This is a genomic window from Pseudomonas lopnurensis, assembly GCF_015070855.1.
Lineage (GTDB): Bacteria > Pseudomonadota > Gammaproteobacteria > Pseudomonadales > Pseudomonadaceae > Stutzerimonas > Stutzerimonas lopnurensis.
In genome coordinates, this window is record NZ_JADDIX010000015.1 from 33,198 (window position 1) to 54,424 (window position 21,227).

Sequence of the window (21,227 nt, forward strand, 5' to 3'; positions counted from 1 at the left end):
TTAGTAAAAGTGTCGACAATCTGTCGGCTATCGAATTGACTGCTCGGGGTGCTTGGCGTAATTTCAGCGTATCGATAAGGTCAAGTGTCGACAATCATGCTGGATTCACTCGAACTCCCCTCGAATACGCAGCAGCTGGACAGCGGAACGCTGTCCGAGCACGTGTTTCGCCTGATCCAGGCCGCGATCGTCAAGGGCGACATCGCACCGGGGAGCAAGATCTCCGAGCCGGAACTTGCACGGACCTATGGCATCAGCCGCGGACCGCTGCGCGAGGCGATCCATCGGCTGGAAGGGCAGAAGCTGCTGGTGCGGGTGCCCCACGTGGGTGCGCGGGTGGTATCGCTCGGCCATGCCGAACTGATCGAGCTCTACGAGATTCGCGAATCCCTCGAAGGCATGGCCTGCCGGCTGGCGGCCGAGCGCATGAGCGAGGCCGAGATCGACGATCTGCGCCGCGTGCTGAGCACCCACGAGCGCGACGAGGCCTTCCAGGCCGGCGTCGGCTATTACCAGCAGGAAGGCGATTTCGATTTCCACTACCGGATCATTCAGGGCAGTGGCAATCGCACCCTGGCCAAGTTGCTCTGTGACGAGCTCTATCAACTGGTGCGCATGTACCGCATCCAGTTCTCCACCACGCCGAACCGGCCGCACCAGGCCTTCGCCGAACATCACCGAATCCTCGACGCCATCGCCGACCGCGATGGCGAACTGGCGGAGCTGCTGATGCGCCGCCATATCGCCGCTTCCAAGCGCAACGTCGAGCGCCACTTCAAGGGTGCTCTGGAACAAACACCACATATAAAGGGGTAATGCATGACTCTTCCTACTGCCGGTCAGCGTTTCCGTGACGCCGTGGCCAGTGAGCATCCGCTGCAGGTGGTCGGTGCGATCAACGCCAATCATGCGTTGCTGGCCAAGCGCGCCGGCTTCAAGGCCATCTACCTGTCCGGTGGCGGCGTCGCGGCCGGCTCGCTGGGCCTGCCGGATCTGGGCATCACCGGTCTCGACGACGTGCTGACCGACGTACGCCGCATCACCGACGTCTGCGATCTGCCGCTGCTGGTGGACGTCGATACCGGGTTCGGCTCCTCGGCCTTCAACGTGGCGCGCACCGTCAAGTCGATGATCAAGTTCGGCGCGGCGGCGATCCACATCGAGGATCAGGTCGGCGCCAAGCGTTGCGGCCATCGGCCGAACAAGGAGATCGTCTCCCAGCAGGAGATGGTCGACCGCATCAAGGCGGCCGTGGATGCGCGTACCGACGACAGCTTCGTGATCATGGCGCGCACCGACGCGCTGGCGGTGGAAGGTTTGAACGCCGCCCTGGATCGCGCCGCCGCCTGTATCGAGGCGGGCGCCGACATGATCTTCCCGGAAGCCATCACCGAGCTGGCCATGTACAAGACCTTCGCCGACCGCGTGAAGGCGCCGATCCTGGCCAATATCACCGAGTTCGGCGCGACGCCGCTGTACACCACCGAAGAGCTGGCCAGCGTCGACGTCTCGCTGGTGCTGTACCCGCTGTCGGCCTTCCGCGCCATGAACAAGGCGGCCGAGAACGTCTATACCGCGCTGCGCCGCGACGGTACCCAGAAGAACGTGATCGATACCATGCAGACCCGCATGGAGCTCTACGATCGCATCAACTACCACGCGTTCGAGCAGCACCTCGATGCGCTGTTCGCCCAGAAGAAAAACTGACTGAGCCAACCCCGACGGGTTTGCCATCGGGGCTTTTCCGATCCATTTTTTCGACGTGATTTGCAGTATCCAGAACAAATCCAAGAAGGAGATAGCAATGGCTGAAGCAAAAGTATTGAGCGGGGCGGGCCTGCGCGGTCAGATTGCCGGACAGACCGCTTTGTGTACGGTCGGCAAGGAAGGTGCCGGGCTGACCTATCGCGGCTACGACGTGCGCGATCTGGCCGCGGTGGCCGATTTCGAGGAGGTGGCTTATCTGCTGTTCTACGGTGAACTGCCCAACGTGGAACAGCTGGCCGCCTACAAGAACCGCCTGAAGACCCTGCGCGACCTGCCGCAGGCGTTGAAGGAAGTGCTCGAGCGCATTCCGGCCAGTGCCCACCCCATGGACGTCATGCGTACCGGCGCTTCCGTGCTCGGCACGCTGGAGCCGGAGCTCGGCTTCGACCAGCAGCGCGACGTCGCCGAACGCCTGATGTCCGCATTCCCGGCGATCATGTGCTACTGGTATCGCTTCACCCACGAAGGCGTGCGCATCGACTGCACCAGCGACGAAGACACCCTGGGCGGGCATTTCCTCGCGCTGCTGCACGGCAAGAAGCCGAGCGACCTGCACGTCAAGGTGATGAATGTCTCGCTGATCCTCTATGCGGAGCACGAGTTCAACGCCTCGACCTTCACCTCGCGGGTCTGCGCCTCGACCCTGTCCGACCTCTATTCCTGCGTGACCGGCGCCATCGGCTCGCTGCGCGGTCCGCTGCACGGCGGCGCCAACGAAGCGGCGATGGACATGATCGAGCAGTGGAAGAGCCCGGAAGACGCCCGTGAAGGCATCCTCGGCATGCTGGCGCGCAAGGACAAGATCATGGGCTTCGGCCATGCGATCTACAGCGTCTCCGACCCGCGCAACGAGGTGATCAAGGTCTGGGCCAAGAAGCTGGCCGACGAAGTCGGCGACACCGTGCTCTACCCGGTATCGGTCGCCGTCGACGAGACCATGTGGGAGCAGAAGAAGCTGTTCCCCAACGCCGACTTCTACCACGCCTCCGCCTACCACTTCATGGGCATCCCCACCAAGCTGTTCACGCCGATCTTCGTCTGCTCGCGCGTCACCGGTTGGGCGTCCCATGTGTTCGAACAACGCAGCAACAACCGGATCATTCGGCCGAGCGCCGACTACATCGGTCCGGAGCAGCGCAAGGTCGCGCCGATCGGCGAACGCTGATCGGAAGCGGGGGCGTCCATGAGCGGACGCCTCCTTCCTTGCCCCTCGGAACATTACTGGATTGAGTTCTTCCGGCATGAATACAGAACACCGCAAACCTCTGCCAGGCACCCAACTGGACTACTTCGACACCCGCGCGGCGGTCGAAGCGATCCAGCCGGGCGCCTACGACAAGCTGCCCTACACCTCGCGCGTACTGGCCGAGCAACTGGTTCGTCGCTGCGATCCGGCGCTGCTGGGCGATTCGCTGAAGCAGATCATCGAACGCAGGCGTGACCTGGACTTTCCCTGGTACCCGGCGCGCGTGGTCTGCCACGACATCCTCGGCCAGACCGCGCTGGTCGATCTTGCCGGTTTGCGCGATGCGATCGCCGAACAGGGCGGCGACCCGGCCAAGGTCAACCCGGTGGTGCCGACCCAGCTGATCGTCGACCACTCGCTGGCGGTGGAATATGCCGGTTCCGATCCGCAGGCCTTCGAAAAGAACCGTGCCGTCGAGGAACGCCGCAACGAAGACCGCTTCCACTTCATCGAGTGGACCAAGACCGCTTTCAAGAACGTCGACGTGATTCCCGCCGGCAACGGCATCATGCACCAGATCAACCTGGAGAAGATGTCGCCGGTGATCCAGGCGCGCGGCGGCGTCGCGTTCCCGGATACCTGCGTCGGCACTGATTCCCATACCCCGCACGTCGATGCGCTCGGCGTGATCGCCATCGGCGTCGGCGGGCTGGAAGCCGAGACGGTGATGCTCGGCCGCGCCTCGATGATGCGCCTGCCCGATATCGTCGGCGTCAGGCTGACCGGCAAGCACCAGCCCGGTATCACCTGTACCGACATCGTCCTGGCGCTGACCGAATTCCTGCGCCAGGAGCGCGTGGTCGGCGCCTGGGTCGAGTTCTTCGGCGAGGGCGCCGCCAGCCTGTCCATCGGCGATCGCGCCACCATCTCCAACATGTGCCCGGAGTACGGCGCCACCGCGGCGATGTTCTACATCGACCAGCAGACCCTCGACTACCTCAAGCTGACCGGACGCGAGCCGGAGCAGGTCGCGCTGGTCGAGAACTATGCCAAGACCACCGGGCTCTGGGCCGATGCGCTGGCGAACGCCGAATACGAGCGCGTGCTGGAGTTCGACCTGTCCACCGTCGTGCGCAACATGGCCGGCCCGTCCAACCCGCACCGTCGCCTGCCGACCTCCGCCCTGCACGAGCGCGGCATCGCCGTGGATCTGGACAAGGCCCTGGCCGAGGAGAAGGACGGCCTGATGCCCGATGGCGCGGTGATCATCGCCGCCATCACCAGCTGTACCAATACTTCCAACCCGCGCAACGTGGTCGCTGCCGGCCTGGTGGCGAAGAAGGCCAACGAGCTGGGGCTGGTGCGCAAGCCCTGGGTCAAGACCTCGTTCGCGCCCGGCTCGAAAGTCGCCAAGCTGTACCTGGAAGACGCCGGCCTGCTGCCGGAGCTGGAGAAGCTGGGCTTCGGCATCGTCGCCTACGCCTGCACTACCTGCAACGGGATGTCGGGCGCCCTGGACCCGAAGATCCAGCAGGAAATCATCGAGCGCGACCTGTATGCCACCGCCGTGCTGTCCGGCAACCGCAATTTCGATGGTCGTATCCACCCGTACGCCAAGCAGGCGTTCCTGGCCTCGCCGCCGCTGGTGGTCGCCTATGCCATCGCCGGCACCGTGCGTTTCGATATCGAGAAGGACGTGCTCGGCCATGACCGCAACGGTAATCCGATCACCCTGAAGGACCTGTGGCCGAGCGACGAAGAAGTCGACGCCATCGTTGCCGCCTCGGTGAAGCCGGAGCAATTCAAGCAGATCTACATTCCCATGTTCGACCTGGGCACCGTCACGGAGGCGGAGAGCCCGCTGTACGACTGGCGCCCGATGTCCACCTACATTCGCCGCCCGCCCTATTGGGAAGGCGCGCTGGCCGGCGAACGCACGCTCAAGGGCATGCGCCCGCTGGCGGTATTGCCGGACAACATCACCACCGACCACCTGTCGCCATCCAACGCCATCCTGCTGGACAGTGCGGCCGGTGAGTATCTGGCCAAGATGGGCCTGCCGGAGGAAGACTTCAATTCCTACGCCACCCACCGCGGCGATCACCTCACCGCGCAGCGCGCGACGTTCGCCAACCCGCAACTGGTCAACGAAATGGCCGTGGTCGATGGCCAGGTGAAGAAGGGCTCGCTGACGCGCGTCGAGCCGGAAGGCAAGGTGATGCGCATGTGGGAAGCCATCGAAACCTACATGAACCGCAAGCAGCCGCTGATCATCGTCGCCGGCGCCGACTACGGTCAGGGCTCGTCCCGCGACTGGGCGGCCAAGGGCGTGCGCCTGGCGGGTGTGGAAGCCATCGTCGCCGAAGGCTTCGAGCGCATCCACCGGACCAACCTGGTCGGCATGGGCGTGCTGCCGCTGGAGTTCAAGCCGGGCGTGAACCGCAAGACCCTGGAGATCGACGGCACCGAGACCTACGACGTGATCGGCGAGCGTCAGCCGCGTGCCGACCTGACCCTGGTCATCCATCGCAGGAACGGCGAAACGGTCCAGGTTCCGGTGACCTGCCGCCTGGATACGGCCGAGGAAGTGTCGATCTACGAGGCGGGTGGTGTGCTGCAACGGTTTGCCAAGGATTTTCTTGAGACCAATGCGTAGACCTTTCCCTCTCCCCAGCCCCTCTCCCGCAGAGGGGAGAGGGGTCGGGGGAGAGGGGTAAACAAATTCAAGCAAGGCACGGACGCCATGGATCAGAAGAACTTCGCCAAACAATTACGGCGCAACATGACCGACGCCGAGCAGTTGCTCTGGCGCCATCTACGTGCCCATCGGTTGGCCGGTCGGAAGTTTCGCCGCCAGCAGCCGCTGGGGCCTTATGTGGTCGACTTCGTGCACTTCGGGGCACGCCTGATCGCCGAGGCCGACGGCGGGCAGCACAACGACAGCCAACATGACGCCCGGCGTGATGATTGGCTGAAGGGGCAGGGCTTTCGGGGCCTGCGGTTCTGGAACAACGAGATACTGCTGAATACCGAACAGGTGTTGGCGGTGATATTCGAGGCGGTCGGTTCACCCTCTCCCCAGCCCTCTCCTGTCAAGGGCGAGGGAGCGGCCTTGCGCGGAGCCCGAGCGGGATGTCACCCCTCGCCCCTTGCGGGAGAGGGGCCGGGGAAGAGGGGCGAACCTTTGCAGGAGTAAGAGAATGACCCACGCAGCACAAATCAAAATCCCCGCCACCTACATGCGTGGCGGCACCAGCAAAGGCGTGTTCTTTCGCCTGCAGGACCTGCCGGAAAGCTGTCAGGTGCCAGGCGTCGCGCGCGACAAGCTGTTCATGCGCGTGATCGGCAGCCCCGATCCCTACTCGGCGCATATCGACGGCATGGGCGGCGCGACTTCCAGCACCAGCAAGTGCGTGATCCTGTCGAAAAGCAGCCAGCCGGATCACGATGTCGACTACCTCTACGGCCAGGTTTCCATCGACAAGCCCTTCGTCGACTGGAGCGGCAACTGCGGCAACCTGTCCACCGGTGCCGGCGCCTTCGCCATTCATGCCGGGCTGGTGGACCCCGCGCGCATTCCCGACAACGGCGTGTGCGTGGTACGCATCTGGCAGGCCAATATCCAGAAAACCATCATCGCTCGCGTGCCGGTCAGCAACGGCCAGGTGCAGGAGACCGGCGATTTCGAGTTGGACGGTGTGACCTTTCCGGCCGCCGAGATCGTGCTGGAATTCCTCGATCCGTCCGATGATGGCGAAGAGGGCGGCTCGATGTTCCCCACCGGCAACCTGGTCGACCGGTTGGAAGTCCCAGGCGTCGGTACGCTCGAGGCGACCATGATCAGCGCCGGCATTCCGACCGTGTTCGTCGATGCCGAGGCCATCGGCTACCAGGGCACCGAACTGCGCGACGACATCAACGGCAACCCCGAGGCGCTGGCCCGCTTCGAGGCCATTCGCGTGGCTGGCGCGCTGCGCATGGGGCTGATCAGGACGGCGGACGAGGCGCTGACCCGCCAGCACACGCCGAAGGTCGCCTTCGTCTCCCGGCCGAAGAGCTACCGGGCCTCCAGCGGCAAGACCATCGAAGCGGGCGAGGTCGATCTGCTGGTGCGGGCGCTGTCCATGGGCAAGCTGCACCACGCGATGATGGGCACCTGTGCCGTGGCCATCGGCACGGCGGCTGCGGTCCCCGGCACGCTGGTGAACCTGGCCGCCGGCGGTGGCGAACGCCAGGCCGTGCGCTTCGGTCACCCCTCCGGCACGCTGCGCGTTGGTGCCGAGGCGAAGCAGGTCGATGGTGAATGGACGGTGACCAAGGCGATCATGAGCCGCAGCGCCCGGGTGCTGATGGAAGGCTGGGTGCGCGTGCCGGGCGATGCGTTTTGAGGCGCAGCGCCGATGAAGCGCGCTCGGGCTCGGGCCTGGTCGCGAATTCGCATGGGTAAAAAACGCAAAAAGTCCGCACCAAGCGGACTTTTTGTTGTCTAGCGGAACGGCACTTATTTGAGCCGTCGTTCGACGCCTTTTTCCACCAGGATCTTGGCGGAGATTTCCTCGACGGAGAAATGCGTCGAGTTGATGTAGTTGATGTTCTCGCGACGGAACAGGCTTTCCACCTCGCGGACTTCGAACTCGCACTGGGCGAAACTGGCGTAACGGCTGTTGGGTTTGCGCTCGTTGCGAATGGCGGCCAGGCGATCCGGGTCGATGGTGAGGCCGAACAGCTTGTCCTTGTAGGTCTTGAGGGCGCTGGGCAGCTGCAGGCGCTCCATGTCGTCCTCGGTCAGCGGGTAGTTGGCGGCGCGAATGCCGTACTGCATCGCCATGTACAGGCAGGTCGGCGTCTTGCCGCAGCGGGAAACGCCGACCAGTATCAGGTCGGCCTTGTCGTAGTAGCGGGTGCGGGCGCCGTCGTCGTTGTCGAGGGCGAAGTTGACCGCTTCGATCCGCTCCATGTAGTTGGTGTTGTGGCTGATGGAGTGGGATTTGCCGACGGAATACGAGGAGCGTGACATCAATTCATGCTCCAGCGGAGCAAGGAACGAGGAGAAGATGTCGATCATGAAGCCATTGGATTCGGCGAGAATGTCGCGAATTTCCTGGTTGACCAGGGTATCGAAGATGATCGGTCGGCCGCCGTCCTTCTCCGCGGCATTGTTGATTTGCTGTACCATGGCCCGCGCTTTTTCCGCGGTGTCGATGTACGGGCGGGTCAGTTTCGTGAAAGTGATGTTCTCGAATTGGGCCAGAAGACTCTGGCCGAGGGTTTCTGCGGTGATGCCTGTACCGTCGGAAATGAAGAAAGCGGTTCGTTTCATGTACCTTGGGCCTTAAGTCGAGAACGGTTCCTAGCTATAGTAGGCCCTTCGCCGAGCCCGATTGGCGGGCATTGTTACTTATTTTGCAGGGCCGGACCACAGTCGTGCGGTCTGGCTCCGGTCGAGTTTCCAACACTAATGTGGAGAGATCACCTTGGTAGAGTACGTAGTTTCCCTCGATAAGCTCGGCAATCATGACGTTGAGCGTGTAGGGGGCAAGAACGCCTCCCTGGGCGAGATGATCAGCAACCTCGCCGGTGCCGGCGTTTCCGTACCGGGCGGTTTCGCCACTACGGCCCAGGCCTATCGCGACTTTCTCGAATTGAGCGGCCTGAACGATCAGATCCATGCGCTGCTCGATGCGCTGGACGTGGACGACGTCAATGCCCTGGCCAAGGCCGGTGCGCAGATCCGCCAATGGGTGATGGACGCCCAGTTCCCGCCGCAGCTCGATGCCGACATCCGCAAGGCATTCGCCGAGATGGCCGGCGGCAACGACAACATGGCGGTGGCGGTGCGCTCCTCGGCTACCGCCGAAGACCTGCCCGACGCCTCCTTCGCCGGCCAGCAGGAAACCTTCCTCAATATCCGCGGCGTGGACAATGTCATCCGCGCCGCCAAGGAAGTCTTCGCTTCCCTGTTCAATGACCGTGCCATCGCCTACCGCGTGCACCAGGGCTTCGACCACAAGCTGGTCGCCCTGTCCGCCGGCGTGCAGCGCATGGTGCGTTCCGAGACCGGCACCGCCGGCGTCATGTTCACCCTGGATACCGAATCCGGCTTCCGCGACGTGGTGTTCATCACCGGCGCCTACGGCCTCGGCGAAACCGTCGTGCAGGGGGCGGTCAACCCGGACGAGTTCTATGTTCACAAGCAGACGCTGGAGGCCGGCCGTCCGGCGATCCTGCGCCGCAACCTGGGCAGCAAGGCGATCAAGATGGTCTACGGCGACGAGGCCAAGGCCGGCAAGTCGGTGAAGACCGTCGATGTGGATGCGGCCGATCGCGCGCGCTTCTGCCTGACCGACGAGGAAGTCAGCAATCTCGCCAGGCAGGCGATGACCATCGAGAAGCACTACGGCCGTCCGATGGACATCGAGTGGGCCAAGGACGGTGACGACGGCCAGCTGTACATCGTCCAGGCGCGCCCGGAAACGGTGAAAAGCCGCAGCAGCGCCAACGTCATGGAGCGCTACCTGCTGAAGGAGAAGGGCACCGTACTGGTCGAGGGTCGCGCCATCGGCCAGCGCATTGGCTCCGGCCCGGTCAAGGTGATCCACGACGTCACCGAGATGGACAAGGTCCAGCCGGGCGACGTGCTGGTGTCCGACATGACTGACCCGGACTGGGAACCGGTGATGAAGCGCGCCAGCGCCATCGTCACCAACCGTGGCGGGCGTACCTGTCACGCGGCGATCATCGCGCGCGAGCTGGGCATTCCGGCCGTCGTCGGTTGTGGCAACGCCACCGACCTGCTGAAGGATGGCCAGCGCGTCACGGTTTCCTGCGCCGAAGGCGATACCGGCCTGATCTTCGACGGTGAGCTGGGCTTCGACGTGCGCCAGAACTCCATCGACGCCATGCCGGACCTGCCGTTCAAGATCATGATGAACGTCGGCAACCCGGATCGCGCCTTCGACTTCGCGCACCTGCCGAACGAAGGGGTGGGCCTGGCCCGTCTGGAATTCATCATCAACCGCATGATCGGCGTGCACCCCAAGGCGCTGCTCAACTTCGACGGGCTGCCGGCCGACGTGAAGAGCAGCGTCGAGAAGCGCATCGCCGGCTACGGCGATCCGGTCGACTTCTACGTCGAGAAGCTGGTCGAGGGCGTCAGCACCCTGGCCGCGGCCTTCTGGCCGAAGAAGGTCATCGTGCGCCTGTCGGACTTCAAGTCCAACGAGTACGCCAACCTGATCGGCGGCAAGCTCTACGAGCCGGAAGAAGAGAACCCGATGCTCGGCTTCCGTGGCGCCTCGCGCTACATCAGCGACTCGTTCCGCGACTGCTTCGAGCTCGAATGCCGGGCGATGAAGAAGGTCCGCGACGTCATGGGCCTGACCAACGTCGAGCTGATGGTGCCCTTCGTGCGCACCCTGGGCGAAGCGTCCCAGGTGATCGACCTGCTGTCGCGCTACGGCCTCAAGCGCGGCGAGAACGGCCTGCGCGTCATCATGATGTGCGAACTGCCCTCCAACGCGCTGCTGGCCGACGAGTTCCTCGAGTTCTTCGACGGCTTCTCCATCGGTTCCAACGACATGACCCAGCTGACCCTGGGCCTGGATCGCGACTCCGGCATCATCGCGCATCTGTTCGACGAGCGTAATCCGGCGGTGAAGAAGCTTCTGGCCAACGCCATCCAGGCATGCAACAAGGCCGGCAAGTACATCGGCATCTGCGGCCAGGGTCCGTCCGACCATCCGGATCTGGCCAAGTGGCTGATGGAGCAGGGTATCGAAAGCGTATCCCTGAATCCGGATTCGGTGCTCGATACCTGGTTCTTCCTGGCCGATCGCCAGATCTGATCATCTGCCAGGCTTCAGCGGAAACGGGGCTTCAGGCCCCGTTTCCGCTGGTGATGCACCGGCCCGTCAGGGCGCTGCGCTGAATGATGGCGCGCTGCATCAGGTTCGAGCCGTTTTCCCAAGCAAAGGAGCTTCCCATGCAATACGTCACCCCTGATCTGTGCGACGCCTATCCCGAGCTGGTCCAGGTCGTCGAGCCGTTGTTCAGCAACTTCGGTGGGCGCGATTCCTTCGGTGGGGAAATCGTCACCATCAAATGCTTCGAGGACAATTCCCTGGTCAAGGATCAGGTGGATGTCGACGGAACCGGCAAGGTGCTGGTGGTCGATGGCGGCGGCTCGTTGCGCCGTGCGCTGCTGGGCGACATGCTGGCCGAGAAGGCGGCGCGCAACGGCTGGGAAGGGCTGATCATTTACGGCTGCATCCGTGACGTCGACGTCATCGCGCAGACCGAGCTGGGCGTCCAGGCGCTGGCCAGCCATCCGATGAAGACCGACAAGCGCGGCATCGGCGATCTCAACGTGCCGGTGACCTTCTGTGGCGTGACGTTCCGTCCCGGCGAATACGTTTATGCCGACAACAACGGGATCATCGTATCGCCCCAGGCCTTGTCCATGCCGGAGTGACCCGCCGGCGACACGGCGATTCATGCCATTTTTCGAGCCCGGCCATGCCGGGCTTTTCATGAGTAGCGACGGACAGACTGATGCTGGTGATCGATAGCGAGCAGCGGGGGCTGATCCATGCCTTCCTTCTCGACGGCAGCGGTGGCGCGCGAGCCATCGCCTATGGCGACCTGGCCAGCCTGCGCCTTGCCGAGCGCGAGAGCCTCTGGCTGCACTGGGATCGCAGCCATGAACAGGCGCAGGCCTGGCTGCGCACGCACAGTGGCCTGAGTGCGTTCGCCTGCGACGTGCTGCTCGAGGAAAATACCCGCCCGCGCATGCTGACCCTGCCACGCGAGGAGCTGCTGCTATTCCTGCGCGGAGTGAACCTGAACCCGGATGCCGAGCCGGAAGACATGGTGTCCGTACGCGTATTCGCCGATCCGCAGCGCGTCATATCCCTGCGGCTCAGGCCGTTGCACTCCACCGAGAGGGTGATCCGTTTACTGTCCGAGGGCAGGGGGCCGAAAACCGCTTCGGAGCTTTTGCTGTACCTGGCCGAGTCCATGACCGATCGTGTCGACGATCTGGTTGCCCAACTGGCCGAACGGGTCGATGCGCAAGAGGAAGCACTGGAAGGCGACGAGCGCTATACGCCCGAGCACGACTCGATGCTTTCCCTGCGCCGGCGCGCCGCCAGCCTGCGGCGTTTTCTGCTGCCCCAGCGCGAGCTTTATGGCCAGCTGACGCGGAACCGACTGGGCTGGTTCGCCGATGACGATACCGAGTACTGGAACGAGCTGAGCAACCGACTGATCCGCTACCTCGAGGAACTGGACCTGGTCCGCGAGCGGGTCAATCTGGTGCTGGAGTCGGAGCAGCGCAGGCTCAGCGAGCGCATGAACCGGACGATGTATCTTCTGGCTATCATCACCGGCTTTTTCCTGCCGATGAGCTTCATGACCGGTCTGCTCGGCATCAACGTCGGTGGTATCCCGGGGGCCGAGAATCCCTACGGGTTCGTCCTGGCCTGTCTGCTCATCGGTGCCGTTGCGCTGTTTCAATGGTGGGTATTTCGCCGTTTGCGCTGGCTCTGAATGTGACTCTCAACCGACCCCGGGCCGTCTAGACGGAATACTCTAGCGAGGTTTGCATGCGCGATCCCTTCGAAGAATCCCTGCGAGACCTCCTCAACAAGCCATCGGGGCATGATGATGATGCTTGTCTGGGGCGCGTTCTCAAAACGGCCAACCGCCAGGTCGGTGCCGGAGATCTGTTCGCCCTGATGGGTCAGTGGCTGCCGGCGCTGATGATGGCGTTCAACAGCGGCTCGCGGCATCTGTCCCCGGTTTCACGCCGAGAAACATCCAACCCTTCGTTCGATAAGGCTGATTGATCATGGAATTCGATCCCTGGACCCAAAGTCTGCTGTCGGCGATGAGCTCGCTCTGGGCGTCCATCGCGGCCTTCATTCCTCGCCTGTTCGGCGCCCTGGTCGTGGTACTGCTCGGCTTCGTGGTTGCCAAGCTGCTCGATACGCTGCTCTCCAAGGTGCTCGCCAAGATCGGCCTCGATCGGCTGATGGCCGGTACGGGACTCACCAAGCTGCTGGGCCGGGCAGGTATCCGCATCCCGGTTTCGGCGCTGATCGGCAAGGTCGTCTACTGGTTCGTGCTGCTGATCTTCCTGGTCTCGGCTGCCGAATCGCTGGGGCTGGAACGCGTGTCCGCGACGCTCGACATGCTGACTCTCTACGTGCCCAAGGTATTCGGCGCGGCATTGATCCTGCTGGCGGGGGTGTTGCTCGCACAACTGCTCAGCGGGCTGGTGCGGGGTGCCGCGGAAGGGGTCGGGCTGGACTACGCCAACGGGCTTGCCCGGATGGCGCAGGGGCTGGTGATCATCATCAGCATTTCGGTGGCCATCGGGCAGCTCGAGGTCAAGACCGAACTGCTCAACTACGTCATCGCGATCGTGCTGATCAGCGTTGGCCTGGCGGTTGCGCTGGCGCTTGGCCTGGGCAGTCGCGAGCTGGTCGGGCAGATTCTCGCCGGTATCTACGTGCGTGAGCTGTACGAGGTGGGACAGCGTGTGAGGCTGGCGGATGTCGAAGGGCAGATCGAGGAGATCGGTACGGTCAAGACACTGCTGCTGACCGATGACGGCGAGCTGGCGTCGGTGGCCAACAAAGTGCTGCTCGAGCAGCGCGTTGGCAGCCGTTAGCCGTGCATATCTGGTAAAGTACGTCGCCTTTTTTCGGCTTCCATGACTGGCGGCCGTGACCATGATTGCCGGCTCGAAGCGTCTTGACTAAAACCCAATCGTCCATTCCGCGCTACGACCCTCGCCAGCTCACCGATGAAGAGCTGGTGCAGCACGCTCATGTCGAGCTGTTTCATATTACCCGTGCTTACGAAGAACTCATGCGCCGATATCAGCGTACGCTGTTCAATGTATGTGCGCGTTATTTGGGAAACGAGCGCGATGCCGACGATGTGTGTCAGGAAGTAATGCTCAAGGTCCTTTATGGGTTGAAGAACTTCGAGGGCAAGTCGAAATTCAAGACCTGGCTATACAGCATCACTTACAACGAATGCATCACCCAATATCGCAAGGAGCGGCGCAAACGGCGCTTGCTCGACGCGCTGAGCCTCGATCCGCTTGAAGAAGCTTCCGAGGAGAAAGCGCCGAAGATCGAAGACAAAGGCGGGCTGGATCGCTGGCTGGTTCATGTCAATCCGATCGATCGAGAGATATTGGTGCTGCGTTTTGTTGCCGAATTAGAATTCCAAGAAATTGCCGACATCATGCATATGGGGCTGAGCGCAACGAAGATGCGTTACAAGCGGGCGCTCGATAAGCTTCGGGAAAAATTTTCCGAGAAAATTGAAACTTAATGAGGGGAACTTGTCTTATGTCTGGCGAACAGCTTGGGCATACAGACAGCCGGTTTCCTTAGATTGTTCTGATACTAACCACCAGATGGGGATTTACGGATGAAACTTAAAAACACCTTAGGCGTTGTAATCGGTTCGATGGTTGCCGCCACTTCTCTCAGCGCGCTGGCCCAGGGGCAGGGCGCCGTTGAGGTGGAAGCGTTCGGCAAGCACTACTTCACCGACAGCTCGCGCGACGTGCAGCGTGACGGTGAACTCTACGGTGCAGGCGTCAGCTACTTCCTCACCGACGACGTCTCGCTGGGTCTTTCCTATGGCGAATACCACGACCTGACCTCCAAGGATCCGGTTGGCACCGACGGCAGCCACAAGAACATCAAGGGCAGCCTGACTTCCCTGGATGCCGCCTACCACTTCGGCGCCCCGGGTATCGGCCTGCGTCCTTACGTCTCCGCCGGTGTCGCTCACCAGAGCATCGGCCAGGCTGCCCGCAGCGGCCGTGACAGCAGCACCTTCGCCAACGTGGGTACCGGCCTGAAGTACTACTTCACCGAGAACTTCTTCGCCAAGGCCAGCGTCGACGGCATGTACAACATCGATGCGGACGAAGCCGAGTGGATGGCTGGCGTCGGTGTCGGTCTGAACTTCGGTGGCGGTGCCCGCCAGGTTGCGGCCGTCGAGCCGACTCCGGAACCGGCTCCGGCTCCGATCGTCGACACCGAGCCGGAACCGGCTCCGGAAGTGGTGCGCGTCGAGCTGGACGTCAAGTTCGACTTCGACAAGTCCCAGGTCCGTGAAGAAAGCTACAGCGACATCCGCAACCTCGCCGACTTCATGCAGCAGTATCCGCAGACCAGCACCACCGTCGAAGGTCACACCGACTCCGTCGGTACCGATCAGTACAACCAGCGCCTGTCCGAGCGTCGCGCCGAAGCGGTTCGCAACGTCCTGGTCAACGAGTACGGCGTGGAAAGCGGTCGCGTGAACTCGGTAGGTTACGGCGAGTCCCGTCCGGTTGCCGACAACGCCACCGAAGAAGGTCGTCAGATCAACCGTCGTGTAGAAGCCGAAGTGGAAGCCCAGGTTCAGTAACCCGGCTCCCGCTCCGAGAGAAACCCGGCCTTGGCCGGGTTTTCTTTGTCTGCGGGAAATGACTCTGATCGCTTGCCCAATCGTTCCGCATCGTTCGTTCGGGCGAAAGGCGGCCAGCAAGGCCATGTCCCCGTTATGTTGGGGGGTCTTGTTGAACGTGCGTGCGACAGGCCGATGTTCGGGTGATCGGGCGCACCGCCGGTAGATTGGCGCTGAGCGCAGCGCAGCCCAACAGGCATGGACATGACGCGTTGGGCTTCGTCGCTTCGCTCTTCAACCCAATCCACGGCTTATCGCCAAGGGCTATTGAGACATGGACAAAAAAAACCCCGCCGAAGCGGGGTTCTTTTCATTGCGTCACCGTCAGACGACTTCGACGACCTGGATCTTGGCCTTTTCCGCAGCTTCACGGAACTCGGCGATCTGGTCGAAGGACAGGTAGCGATAGATGTCGGCAGCCATGCTGTCGATGTTCTTCGCGTACTCCATGTACTCCTCGACGGTCGGCAGCTTGCCGATGATGGAGGCTACGGCCGCCAGTTCGGCAGAGGCCAGGTAGACATTGGTGGCGTCACCCAGGCGGTTCGGGAAGTTGCGGGTCGAGGTGGAGACCACGGTCGAACCGGTCTGTACGCGGGCCTGGTTACCCATGCACAGCGAGCAGCCCGGCATTTCCATGCGCGCACCGGCCTTGCCGTAGATGCCGTAGTAGCCTTCTTCGGTCAGCTGATGGGCGTCCATCTTGGTCGGCGGAGCCAGCCACAGACGGGTCGGGATACCGCCCTTGACCTTGTCGAGCAGCTTGCCGGCGGCGCGGAAGTGGCCAATGTTGGTCATGCAGGAGCCGATGAAGACCTCGTCGATCTTCTCGCCGGCAACGCTGGACAGCAGGCGGGCATCGTCCGGGTCGTTCGGCGCGCAGAGTACCGGCTCCTTGACGTCGGCCAGATCGATTTCGATGACGGCTGCGTATTCGGCGTCCTTGTCGGCTTCCAGCAGCTTCGGATCGGCCAGCCAGGCTTCCATCGCCTGAGCGCGGCGCTCCAGGGTGCGGGCATCGCCGTAGCCTTCGCTGATCATCCAGCGCAGCATGGTGATGTTGGACTTCAGGTACTCGGCGATCGAGTCTTCCGGCAGCTTGATGGTGCAGCCGGCGGCGGAGCGCTCGGCGGAGGCGTCGGACAGCTCGAATGCCTGCTCGACGGTCAGCTGATTCAGACCTTCGATCTCGAGGATGCGGCCGGAGAAGATGTTCTTCTTGCCCTTCTTCTCGACGGTCAGCAGGCCTTGCTGGATGGCGTAGTAGGGAATGGCATGGACCAGGTCGCGCAGGGTGATGCCCGGCTGCATCTGGCCTTTGAATCGCACCAGAACCGATTCCGGCATGTCCAGCGGCATGACGCCGGTGGCGGCGGCGAAGGCGACCAGGCCGGAACCGGCCGGGAAGGAGATGCCGATCGGGAAGCGGGTATGCGAGTCACCGCCGGTGCCGACGGTATCCGGCAGCAGCATGCGGTTCAGCCAGCTGTGGATGATGCCGTCGCCCGGACGCAGGGACACGCCGCTGCGGTTCATGATGAAGTCCGGCAGGGTGTGGTGGGTGTTGACGTCGATCGGCTTCGGATAGGCGGCGGTGTGGCAGAACGACTGCATCACCAGGTCGGCGGAGAAACCCAGGCAGGCCAGGTCCTTCAGCTCGTCGCGGGTCATCGGGCCGGTGGTGTCCTGGGAGCCGACGGTGGTCATCTTCGGTTCGCAGTAGGTGCCCGGGCGTACGCCCTGGCCTTCCTGCAGGCCGCAGGCGCGACCGACCATCTTCTGCGCGAGGGTGAAGCCCTTGCCGCTGTCGGCTGGCGCTTCCGGCTTCTTGAACAGGGTGGACGGTGCCAGGCCCAGTTCGGCGCGGGCCTTCTCGGTCAGGCCGCGGCCGATGATCAGCGGGATACGACCGCCGGCGCGCACTTCGTCCAGCAGGACGTCGGTCTTCAGTTCGAAGGTGGTGATGACTTCTTCGGTGCCGTGCTTGCAGACCTTGCCGGCATACGGGTAGACGTCGATCACGTCGCCCATGGCCAGGTTGGTGCAGTCGAATTCGATCGGCAGGGCGCCGGCATCTTCCATGGTGTTGTAGAAGATCGGGGCGATCTTGGTGCCGAAGCAGAAGCCGCCAGCGCGCTTGTTCGGCACGTAGGGGATGTCATCGCCGAAGAACCACAGCACCGAGTTGGTGGCGGACTTGCGGGAAGAGCCGGTGCCGACCACGTCGCCGACGTAGGCGACCGGGAAGCCCTTGGCCTTCAGCTCTTCCATCTGCTTGATCGGGCCGACCGAACCCGGAACGTCCGGGTTGATGCCGTCGCGGGCCATCTTCAGCATGGCCTGGGCGTGCAGCGGGATGTCGGGGCGCGACCAGGCATCCGGGGCCGGCGACAGGTCGTCGGTGTTGGTTTCGCCGGTCACCTTGAATACGGACAGGGTGATCTTTTCGGCAAGGGCAGGGCGGTTGGTGAACCACTCGCCTTCGGCCCAGGACTGCATGACGGCCTTGGCGTGCGGGTTGCCGGCCTTGGCTTTCTCGGCCACGTCATGGAAAGCGTCGAACATCAGCAGGGTGTGCTTCAACTGCTCGGCGGCAACGGCGCCCAGTTCGGCGTCGTCCAGCATTTCTACGAGGGTGGCGATGTTGTAGCCGCCCTGCATGGTGCCCAGCAGTTCCACGGCGCGCTGCTTGCTCAGCAGGGGGGATGAGGTTTCGCCCTTGGCCAGGGCGGACAGGAAACCGGCCTTGACGTAGGCGGCTTCGTCGACACCCGCGGGAACGCGGTTGGTGATCAGGTCAACGAGGAATTCTTCTTCGCCGGCCGGCGGGTTCTTCAGCAGCTCGACCAGGCCTGCGGTTTGCTCGGCGTTCAGCGGCTGGGGCACGACGCCCTGGGCGGCACGCTCTTCTACGTGTTTGCGATAGGCTTCAAGCACAGTTTTTACCCTCATCATTGGTCCCATGGGTGTTTCGGGACGCGCATCCGGAAGCTGTTTTCAAAGTTTTACGCCGGATGGGCGAGGCCGGATGGGCAGGGAACGGGCAGTTCTGCGCACCCGGCACGCGGCCGGTTCAACTGTGCTCGTGACGCTTTGAAAACAGCTTCGTATGGAATGTGGCGCCAAAAAACGGCGGACTGATTCTACTGGAACGGGCCCGTAAAGTTAAGTCGAGTGCCAGTATCGACTGGCGCCACATCGCCAGGCAGAGCTGCGCGCGACAAGGCCTGGATGCCGGCTGGCCTGGGCTGGAGGCGCTCGCGCCGGGCCGTCGGAGGTGAAGGCGGGTGACCCTGGTTGGACAAAAGTCTAAGATGCGCGACCGATCATCAGCCTGTTCTGCCCATGTCGACCCAGCGCATCAAAACTCCCTGCATCGGTCTCTGCTCGACCGTTTATGGCGATATCGTCTGCCGCGGCTGCAAGCGTTTCCATCACGAGGTGGTGAATTGGAACGCCTACGGCGAGCAAGAGAAGCGCGCGGTATGGCGACGCCTGGAGATCCTGTTGGCGCAGGTGATGGCGGCGAAGCTGGAAGTGTTCGATGCGCAGCTGCTGCGCCAGCAACTGGAGGCGCGGCAGATCCGCTTCGTCATCGAGCAATCCCCCTATTGCTGGGCCTACCAGCTGATCGCTCGCGGTGCCCGCGTCATCCAGCAACTGGATGCCTACGGCCTGGTGCTGCTCCCCGAATTTCGCGACTGGTCGCTGCCGCAGTTGAGGGATGCCATCGACCGGGAGTTCTTCCTGTTGTCCGAGGCGCATTACGAGCGCTACATCGCGCCGCGGTTCCTGGCCGAGGGTATGGATCTTCGCGTCTGAGAGCGGAAACCGCCGAGGCCTCCGCTCGGCAGGCTCAATGGCGGACCAGGTCTTCCAGGTGATCGATGATGTCGTCGGGTTTCAGCACCAGGACATCGCTTTCCAGCGTGTCGAGCACCACTTCCGCGGTATTGCCCATCAGCGCGCCGGAGAAGCCGGTACGGGCCACGGTGCCGATAACGGTGACCACCGCCTTGAGCTGTTGGCAGACCCGTGGGATCAGGGCGTCGGCCGGGCCTTCCTCGATATGCAGCTGCGCGTCGGGGATGCCGTACTCGGCCTGGAACTGCTTGCAGGCCTCACGATAGCGCGCCTCGATGGTTTCCTTGAGCTGGAAGGCCGGGTCGGCTGCCGAAAGCATGGCGGAGGGATGGGCGCTGATGACGTGCAACTTGCCATCGGCCAGGCTGGCGATATCAAAACCGTGGTTGACGATGGTGGCGTGAAGAGTGCGATGTTCGAGGTCGGCATTGCCGACGTCCACTGCTGCGAGGATGTTGCCACCCGTCCAGGGCGTGTCGGTTTTCACCATCAGCACCGGGCAGGGGCAATAGCGCAGCAGTTTCCAATCCTCGGGAGTGAGCAGGGCACGCTTCAGCGGGTTCTCCGGCACGTGCTGCTTGACGACCAGCCCACAGCCTTCAGCCTGCTGCACGCTGATGATGGTCTGGTGAACGCTCTCATGCCAGGCCTGTTGCGTGGTGACCGGGTGCCCCTCGCTCTCCAATTGCTCGCGCAGCGTTGCCAGATGCCCGCTGTGGTCGCGCTTGGAATCGCACGCCAGCAGATGCAGGCGGGACTGGCTGACGCTCGAGATCAGTCGCGCGCGTTTCAGTGCCAGCTCTTGTGGCTGGTTCGGGTCGATTACCACGAGGATGCAGCGAATGGCTTGCATGATCGGCTCCATTTCCAGATGCGGGTTGGTCAACTATAGACAAGCCTGCGATGCCAGCCGTGACGTATATCAAGCAAGGCTGGCTGCTCCGCGCGGCATTCGCAATAATGCCCGCCCGGCGTCGGGCGGTGCCATGCAGCCACCCGCTTATCATGCTCCTGAATATGCAAGGTTCGACATGCTCCCTGATCTGAACGACTTTCTCGCTTGTGCCACCCCGGCGGCCTGGGTGGATGCGGCGCTGCAGAATCAGGACGTCATGCTGATCGACCATGGCAACTGTGAGAAAAAAGCAGCAGGAACGGCGTTCCAGCTGATGTTCCGCTACGTCGACAAGCCCGACCTGCAGAACAAGATGTCGCGTTTGGCTCGAGAGGAGCTGCGTCATTTCGAACAGGTGCTGGCGATCATTCGCAGGCGCGACATCGTCTTGCGCAACGTCGGCTCTTCTCGCTATGCGGCGGGTTTGCGCGAACTGGTGCGTAATCACGAGCCCTATCGCCTGACCGATACGCTGATCATCGGCGCCTTCATCGAGGCGCGTTCCTGTGAGCGCTTTGCGCTGCTGGTTCCGTATCTGGACGAGGAGTTGGGCAAGTTCTACCACGGCCTGCTCAAGTCCGAGGCGCGGCACTTCCAGGATTATCTGAAGCTGGCCTACCAGTACGGCGAAGCGACGGATGTGGATGCGACGATCATCCGGGTGCGCGAGCGCGAGCGTGAACTCATCGAGAGCCCGGACAGCGAGTTTCGTTTCCACAGCGGCGTGCCACTGGCAGCCTAGTGGCTGTCTTTGACGTTCGTTTATCCACGCGTTGCCGCGACTCGGGAGAAGCGCAAGCGCCTTTCGAGCGTAGGAGCCTGGGGCGCCTAGTCCTTGCCGGCGATCCCGATCACCATTGCCGATGATCGCCGGCAGCCGGCTCCTACAACTTAATGACCGGTGAGTTCGTAGGGTGGGCAACGGCGAAGCCTTGCCCACGCGTCTGCCGGGTATGAGCGCGGATTGTCCTTTGCCCTGTCCCAATTGCGTGTTGCTCGAATTGTCGAGGTGTTCTGAGCGTCCGTAGGAGCGGGCCG

General features: G+C 62.9%; 18 protein-coding genes. 15 read left to right on the top strand and 3 right to left on the bottom strand.

From position 1 onward, the window contains the following. The first annotated feature begins 96 nt into the window (after window positions 1-96). The 6 genes from IN820_RS03110 to prpF all read left to right on the top strand — a co-directional run bounded on the left by IN820_RS03110 (window position 97) and on the right by prpF (window position 7,341). Window positions 97-816, top strand: a complete 720-nt coding sequence (locus IN820_RS03110) for a GntR family transcriptional regulator (RefSeq protein WP_193679582.1) — start codon at window positions 97-99, stop codon at window positions 814-816. A 3-nt stretch (window positions 817-819) separates the two neighbouring features. Further along, a complete protein-coding gene (gene prpB, locus IN820_RS03115; protein WP_193679583.1) occupies window positions 820-1,707 on the top strand; it encodes a methylisocitrate lyase in 888 nt (295 codons plus the stop codon). 97 nt (window positions 1,708-1,804) lie between these two features. Then, the gene (gene prpC / locus IN820_RS03120; protein WP_193679584.1) at window positions 1,805-2,932 is read left to right on the top strand and encodes a bifunctional 2-methylcitrate synthase/citrate synthase; all 1,128 of its coding nucleotides are present in this window, start codon (window positions 1,805-1,807) and stop codon (window positions 2,930-2,932) included. A gap of 76 nt (window positions 2,933-3,008) precedes the next feature. Next, window positions 3,009-5,609 (top strand): Fe/S-dependent 2-methylisocitrate dehydratase AcnD, encoded by a 2,601-nt coding sequence (acnD, locus tag IN820_RS03125; RefSeq protein WP_193679585.1) that lies wholly within the window; start codon window positions 3,009-3,011, stop codon window positions 5,607-5,609. Window positions 5,610-5,696: 87 nt separating this feature from the next. Next, entirely contained in the window at window positions 5,697-6,149 is a 453-nt protein-coding gene (locus IN820_RS03130) for an endonuclease domain-containing protein (RefSeq protein ID WP_193679586.1), read from the top strand. 4 nt (window positions 6,150-6,153) lie between these two features. Then, window positions 6,154-7,341, top strand: coding sequence for a 2-methylaconitate cis-trans isomerase PrpF (prpF, locus tag IN820_RS03135; RefSeq protein WP_193679587.1), 1,188 nt, complete (start codon window positions 6,154-6,156; stop codon window positions 7,339-7,341). A gap of 113 nt (window positions 7,342-7,454) precedes the next feature. On the opposite strand, the gene ppsR is transcribed toward prpF, so the two are convergent. Continuing rightward, window positions 7,455-8,273: a posphoenolpyruvate synthetase regulatory kinase/phosphorylase PpsR gene (ppsR, locus tag IN820_RS03140; protein ID WP_193679588.1), complete on the bottom strand. Its 819-nt coding sequence runs from the start codon at window positions 8,271-8,273 to the stop codon at window positions 7,455-7,457. Window positions 8,274-8,427: 154 nt separating this feature from the next. Between ppsR and ppsA the strand changes: the two genes are divergently transcribed. The 7 genes from ppsA to IN820_RS03175 all read left to right on the top strand — a co-directional run bounded on the left by ppsA (window position 8,428) and on the right by IN820_RS03175 (window position 15,391). Further along, complete coding sequence (gene ppsA / locus IN820_RS03145) at window positions 8,428-10,797, top strand: phosphoenolpyruvate synthase (RefSeq protein ID WP_193679589.1); 2,370 nt, start codon at window positions 8,428-8,430, stop codon at window positions 10,795-10,797. Between the two features lie 137 nt (window positions 10,798-10,934). Then, window positions 10,935-11,423, top strand: coding sequence for a ribonuclease E activity regulator RraA (gene rraA, locus IN820_RS03150; protein WP_193679590.1), 489 nt, complete (start codon window positions 10,935-10,937; stop codon window positions 11,421-11,423). A gap of 80 nt (window positions 11,424-11,503) precedes the next feature. Then, window positions 11,504-12,499 (top strand): zinc transporter ZntB, encoded by a 996-nt coding sequence (locus IN820_RS03155; RefSeq protein WP_193679591.1) that lies wholly within the window; start codon window positions 11,504-11,506, stop codon window positions 12,497-12,499. 56 nt (window positions 12,500-12,555) lie between these two features. Next, the gene (locus IN820_RS03160) at window positions 12,556-12,798 is read left to right on the top strand and encodes a hypothetical protein (protein WP_011913182.1); all 243 of its coding nucleotides are present in this window, start codon (window positions 12,556-12,558) and stop codon (window positions 12,796-12,798) included. A gap of 2 nt (window positions 12,799-12,800) precedes the next feature. Then, window positions 12,801-13,625, top strand: a complete 825-nt coding sequence (locus IN820_RS03165; protein ID WP_193679592.1) for a mechanosensitive ion channel family protein — start codon at window positions 12,801-12,803, stop codon at window positions 13,623-13,625. Window positions 13,626-13,708: 83 nt separating this feature from the next. Next, window positions 13,709-14,299, top strand: coding sequence for an RNA polymerase sigma factor SigX (gene sigX / locus IN820_RS03170; RefSeq protein ID WP_193679593.1), 591 nt, complete (start codon window positions 13,709-13,711; stop codon window positions 14,297-14,299). Between the two features lie 99 nt (window positions 14,300-14,398). Next, window positions 14,399-15,391 carry an OmpA family protein gene (locus IN820_RS03175; RefSeq protein WP_193679594.1) on the top strand — a complete coding sequence of 331 codons (993 nt, stop codon included), beginning with the start codon at window positions 14,399-14,401 and terminating at the stop codon, window positions 15,389-15,391. A gap of 363 nt (window positions 15,392-15,754) precedes the next feature. Here IN820_RS03175 and acnB read toward each other — a convergent pair whose 3' ends face one another. Then, window positions 15,755-18,367 carry a bifunctional aconitate hydratase 2/2-methylisocitrate dehydratase gene (gene acnB / locus IN820_RS03180; RefSeq protein ID WP_193679597.1) on the bottom strand — a complete coding sequence of 871 codons (2,613 nt, stop codon included), beginning with the start codon at window positions 18,365-18,367 and terminating at the stop codon, window positions 15,755-15,757. A gap of 408 nt (window positions 18,368-18,775) precedes the next feature. Here acnB and IN820_RS03185 point away from each other — a divergent pair, with 408 nt between their 5' ends. Then, window positions 18,776-19,252 carry a DUF1289 domain-containing protein gene (locus IN820_RS03185; RefSeq protein WP_193679595.1) on the top strand — a complete coding sequence of 159 codons (477 nt, stop codon included), beginning with the start codon at window positions 18,776-18,778 and terminating at the stop codon, window positions 19,250-19,252. 34 nt (window positions 19,253-19,286) lie between these two features. Here the strand turns inward: IN820_RS03185 and IN820_RS03190 are convergent, their stop codons facing one another. After that, the gene (locus IN820_RS03190) at window positions 19,287-20,147 is read right to left on the bottom strand and encodes a universal stress protein (protein WP_193679596.1); all 861 of its coding nucleotides are present in this window, start codon (window positions 20,145-20,147) and stop codon (window positions 19,287-19,289) included. 178 nt (window positions 20,148-20,325) lie between these two features. Between IN820_RS03190 and miaE the strand changes: the two genes are divergently transcribed. After that, complete coding sequence (miaE, locus tag IN820_RS03195; RefSeq protein WP_193679598.1) at window positions 20,326-20,931, top strand: tRNA-(ms[2]io[6]A)-hydroxylase; 606 nt, start codon at window positions 20,326-20,328, stop codon at window positions 20,929-20,931. Window positions 20,932-21,227 lie beyond the last annotated feature (296 nt).

What these genes read in the sequence shown, in the direction of transcription:
- IN820_RS03110 (WP_193679582.1), top strand. Translation starts at nt 97, where the DNA reads ATGCTGGATTCACTCGAACTCCCCTCGAATACGCAGCAGCTGGACAGC.
- prpB (WP_193679583.1), top strand. Translation starts at nt 820, where the DNA reads ATGACTCTTCCTACTGCCGGTCAGCGTTTCCGTGACGCCGTGGCCAGT.
- prpC (WP_193679584.1), top strand. Translation starts at nt 1,805, where the DNA reads ATGGCTGAAGCAAAAGTATTGAGCGGGGCGGGCCTGCGCGGTCAGATT.
- acnD (WP_193679585.1), top strand. Translation starts at nt 3,009, where the DNA reads ATGAATACAGAACACCGCAAACCTCTGCCAGGCACCCAACTGGACTAC.
- IN820_RS03130 (WP_193679586.1), top strand. Translation starts at nt 5,697, where the DNA reads ATGGATCAGAAGAACTTCGCCAAACAATTACGGCGCAACATGACCGAC.
- prpF (WP_193679587.1), top strand. Translation starts at nt 6,154, where the DNA reads ATGACCCACGCAGCACAAATCAAAATCCCCGCCACCTACATGCGTGGC.
- ppsR (WP_193679588.1), bottom strand. Translation starts at nt 8,273, where the DNA reads ATGAAACGAACCGCTTTCTTCATTTCCGACGGTACAGGCATCACCGCA.
- rraA (WP_193679590.1), top strand. Translation starts at nt 10,935, where the DNA reads ATGCAATACGTCACCCCTGATCTGTGCGACGCCTATCCCGAGCTGGTC.
- IN820_RS03155 (WP_193679591.1), top strand. Translation starts at nt 11,504, where the DNA reads ATGCTGGTGATCGATAGCGAGCAGCGGGGGCTGATCCATGCCTTCCTT.
- IN820_RS03160 (WP_011913182.1), top strand. Translation starts at nt 12,556, where the DNA reads ATGCGCGATCCCTTCGAAGAATCCCTGCGAGACCTCCTCAACAAGCCA.
- IN820_RS03165 (WP_193679592.1), top strand. Translation starts at nt 12,801, where the DNA reads ATGGAATTCGATCCCTGGACCCAAAGTCTGCTGTCGGCGATGAGCTCG.
- IN820_RS03175 (WP_193679594.1), top strand. Translation starts at nt 14,399, where the DNA reads ATGAAACTTAAAAACACCTTAGGCGTTGTAATCGGTTCGATGGTTGCC.
- IN820_RS03185 (WP_193679595.1), top strand. Translation starts at nt 18,776, where the DNA reads ATGTCGACCCAGCGCATCAAAACTCCCTGCATCGGTCTCTGCTCGACC.
- IN820_RS03190 (WP_193679596.1), bottom strand. Translation starts at nt 20,147, where the DNA reads ATGCAAGCCATTCGCTGCATCCTCGTGGTAATCGACCCGAACCAGCCA.
- miaE (WP_193679598.1), top strand. Translation starts at nt 20,326, where the DNA reads ATGCTCCCTGATCTGAACGACTTTCTCGCTTGTGCCACCCCGGCGGCC.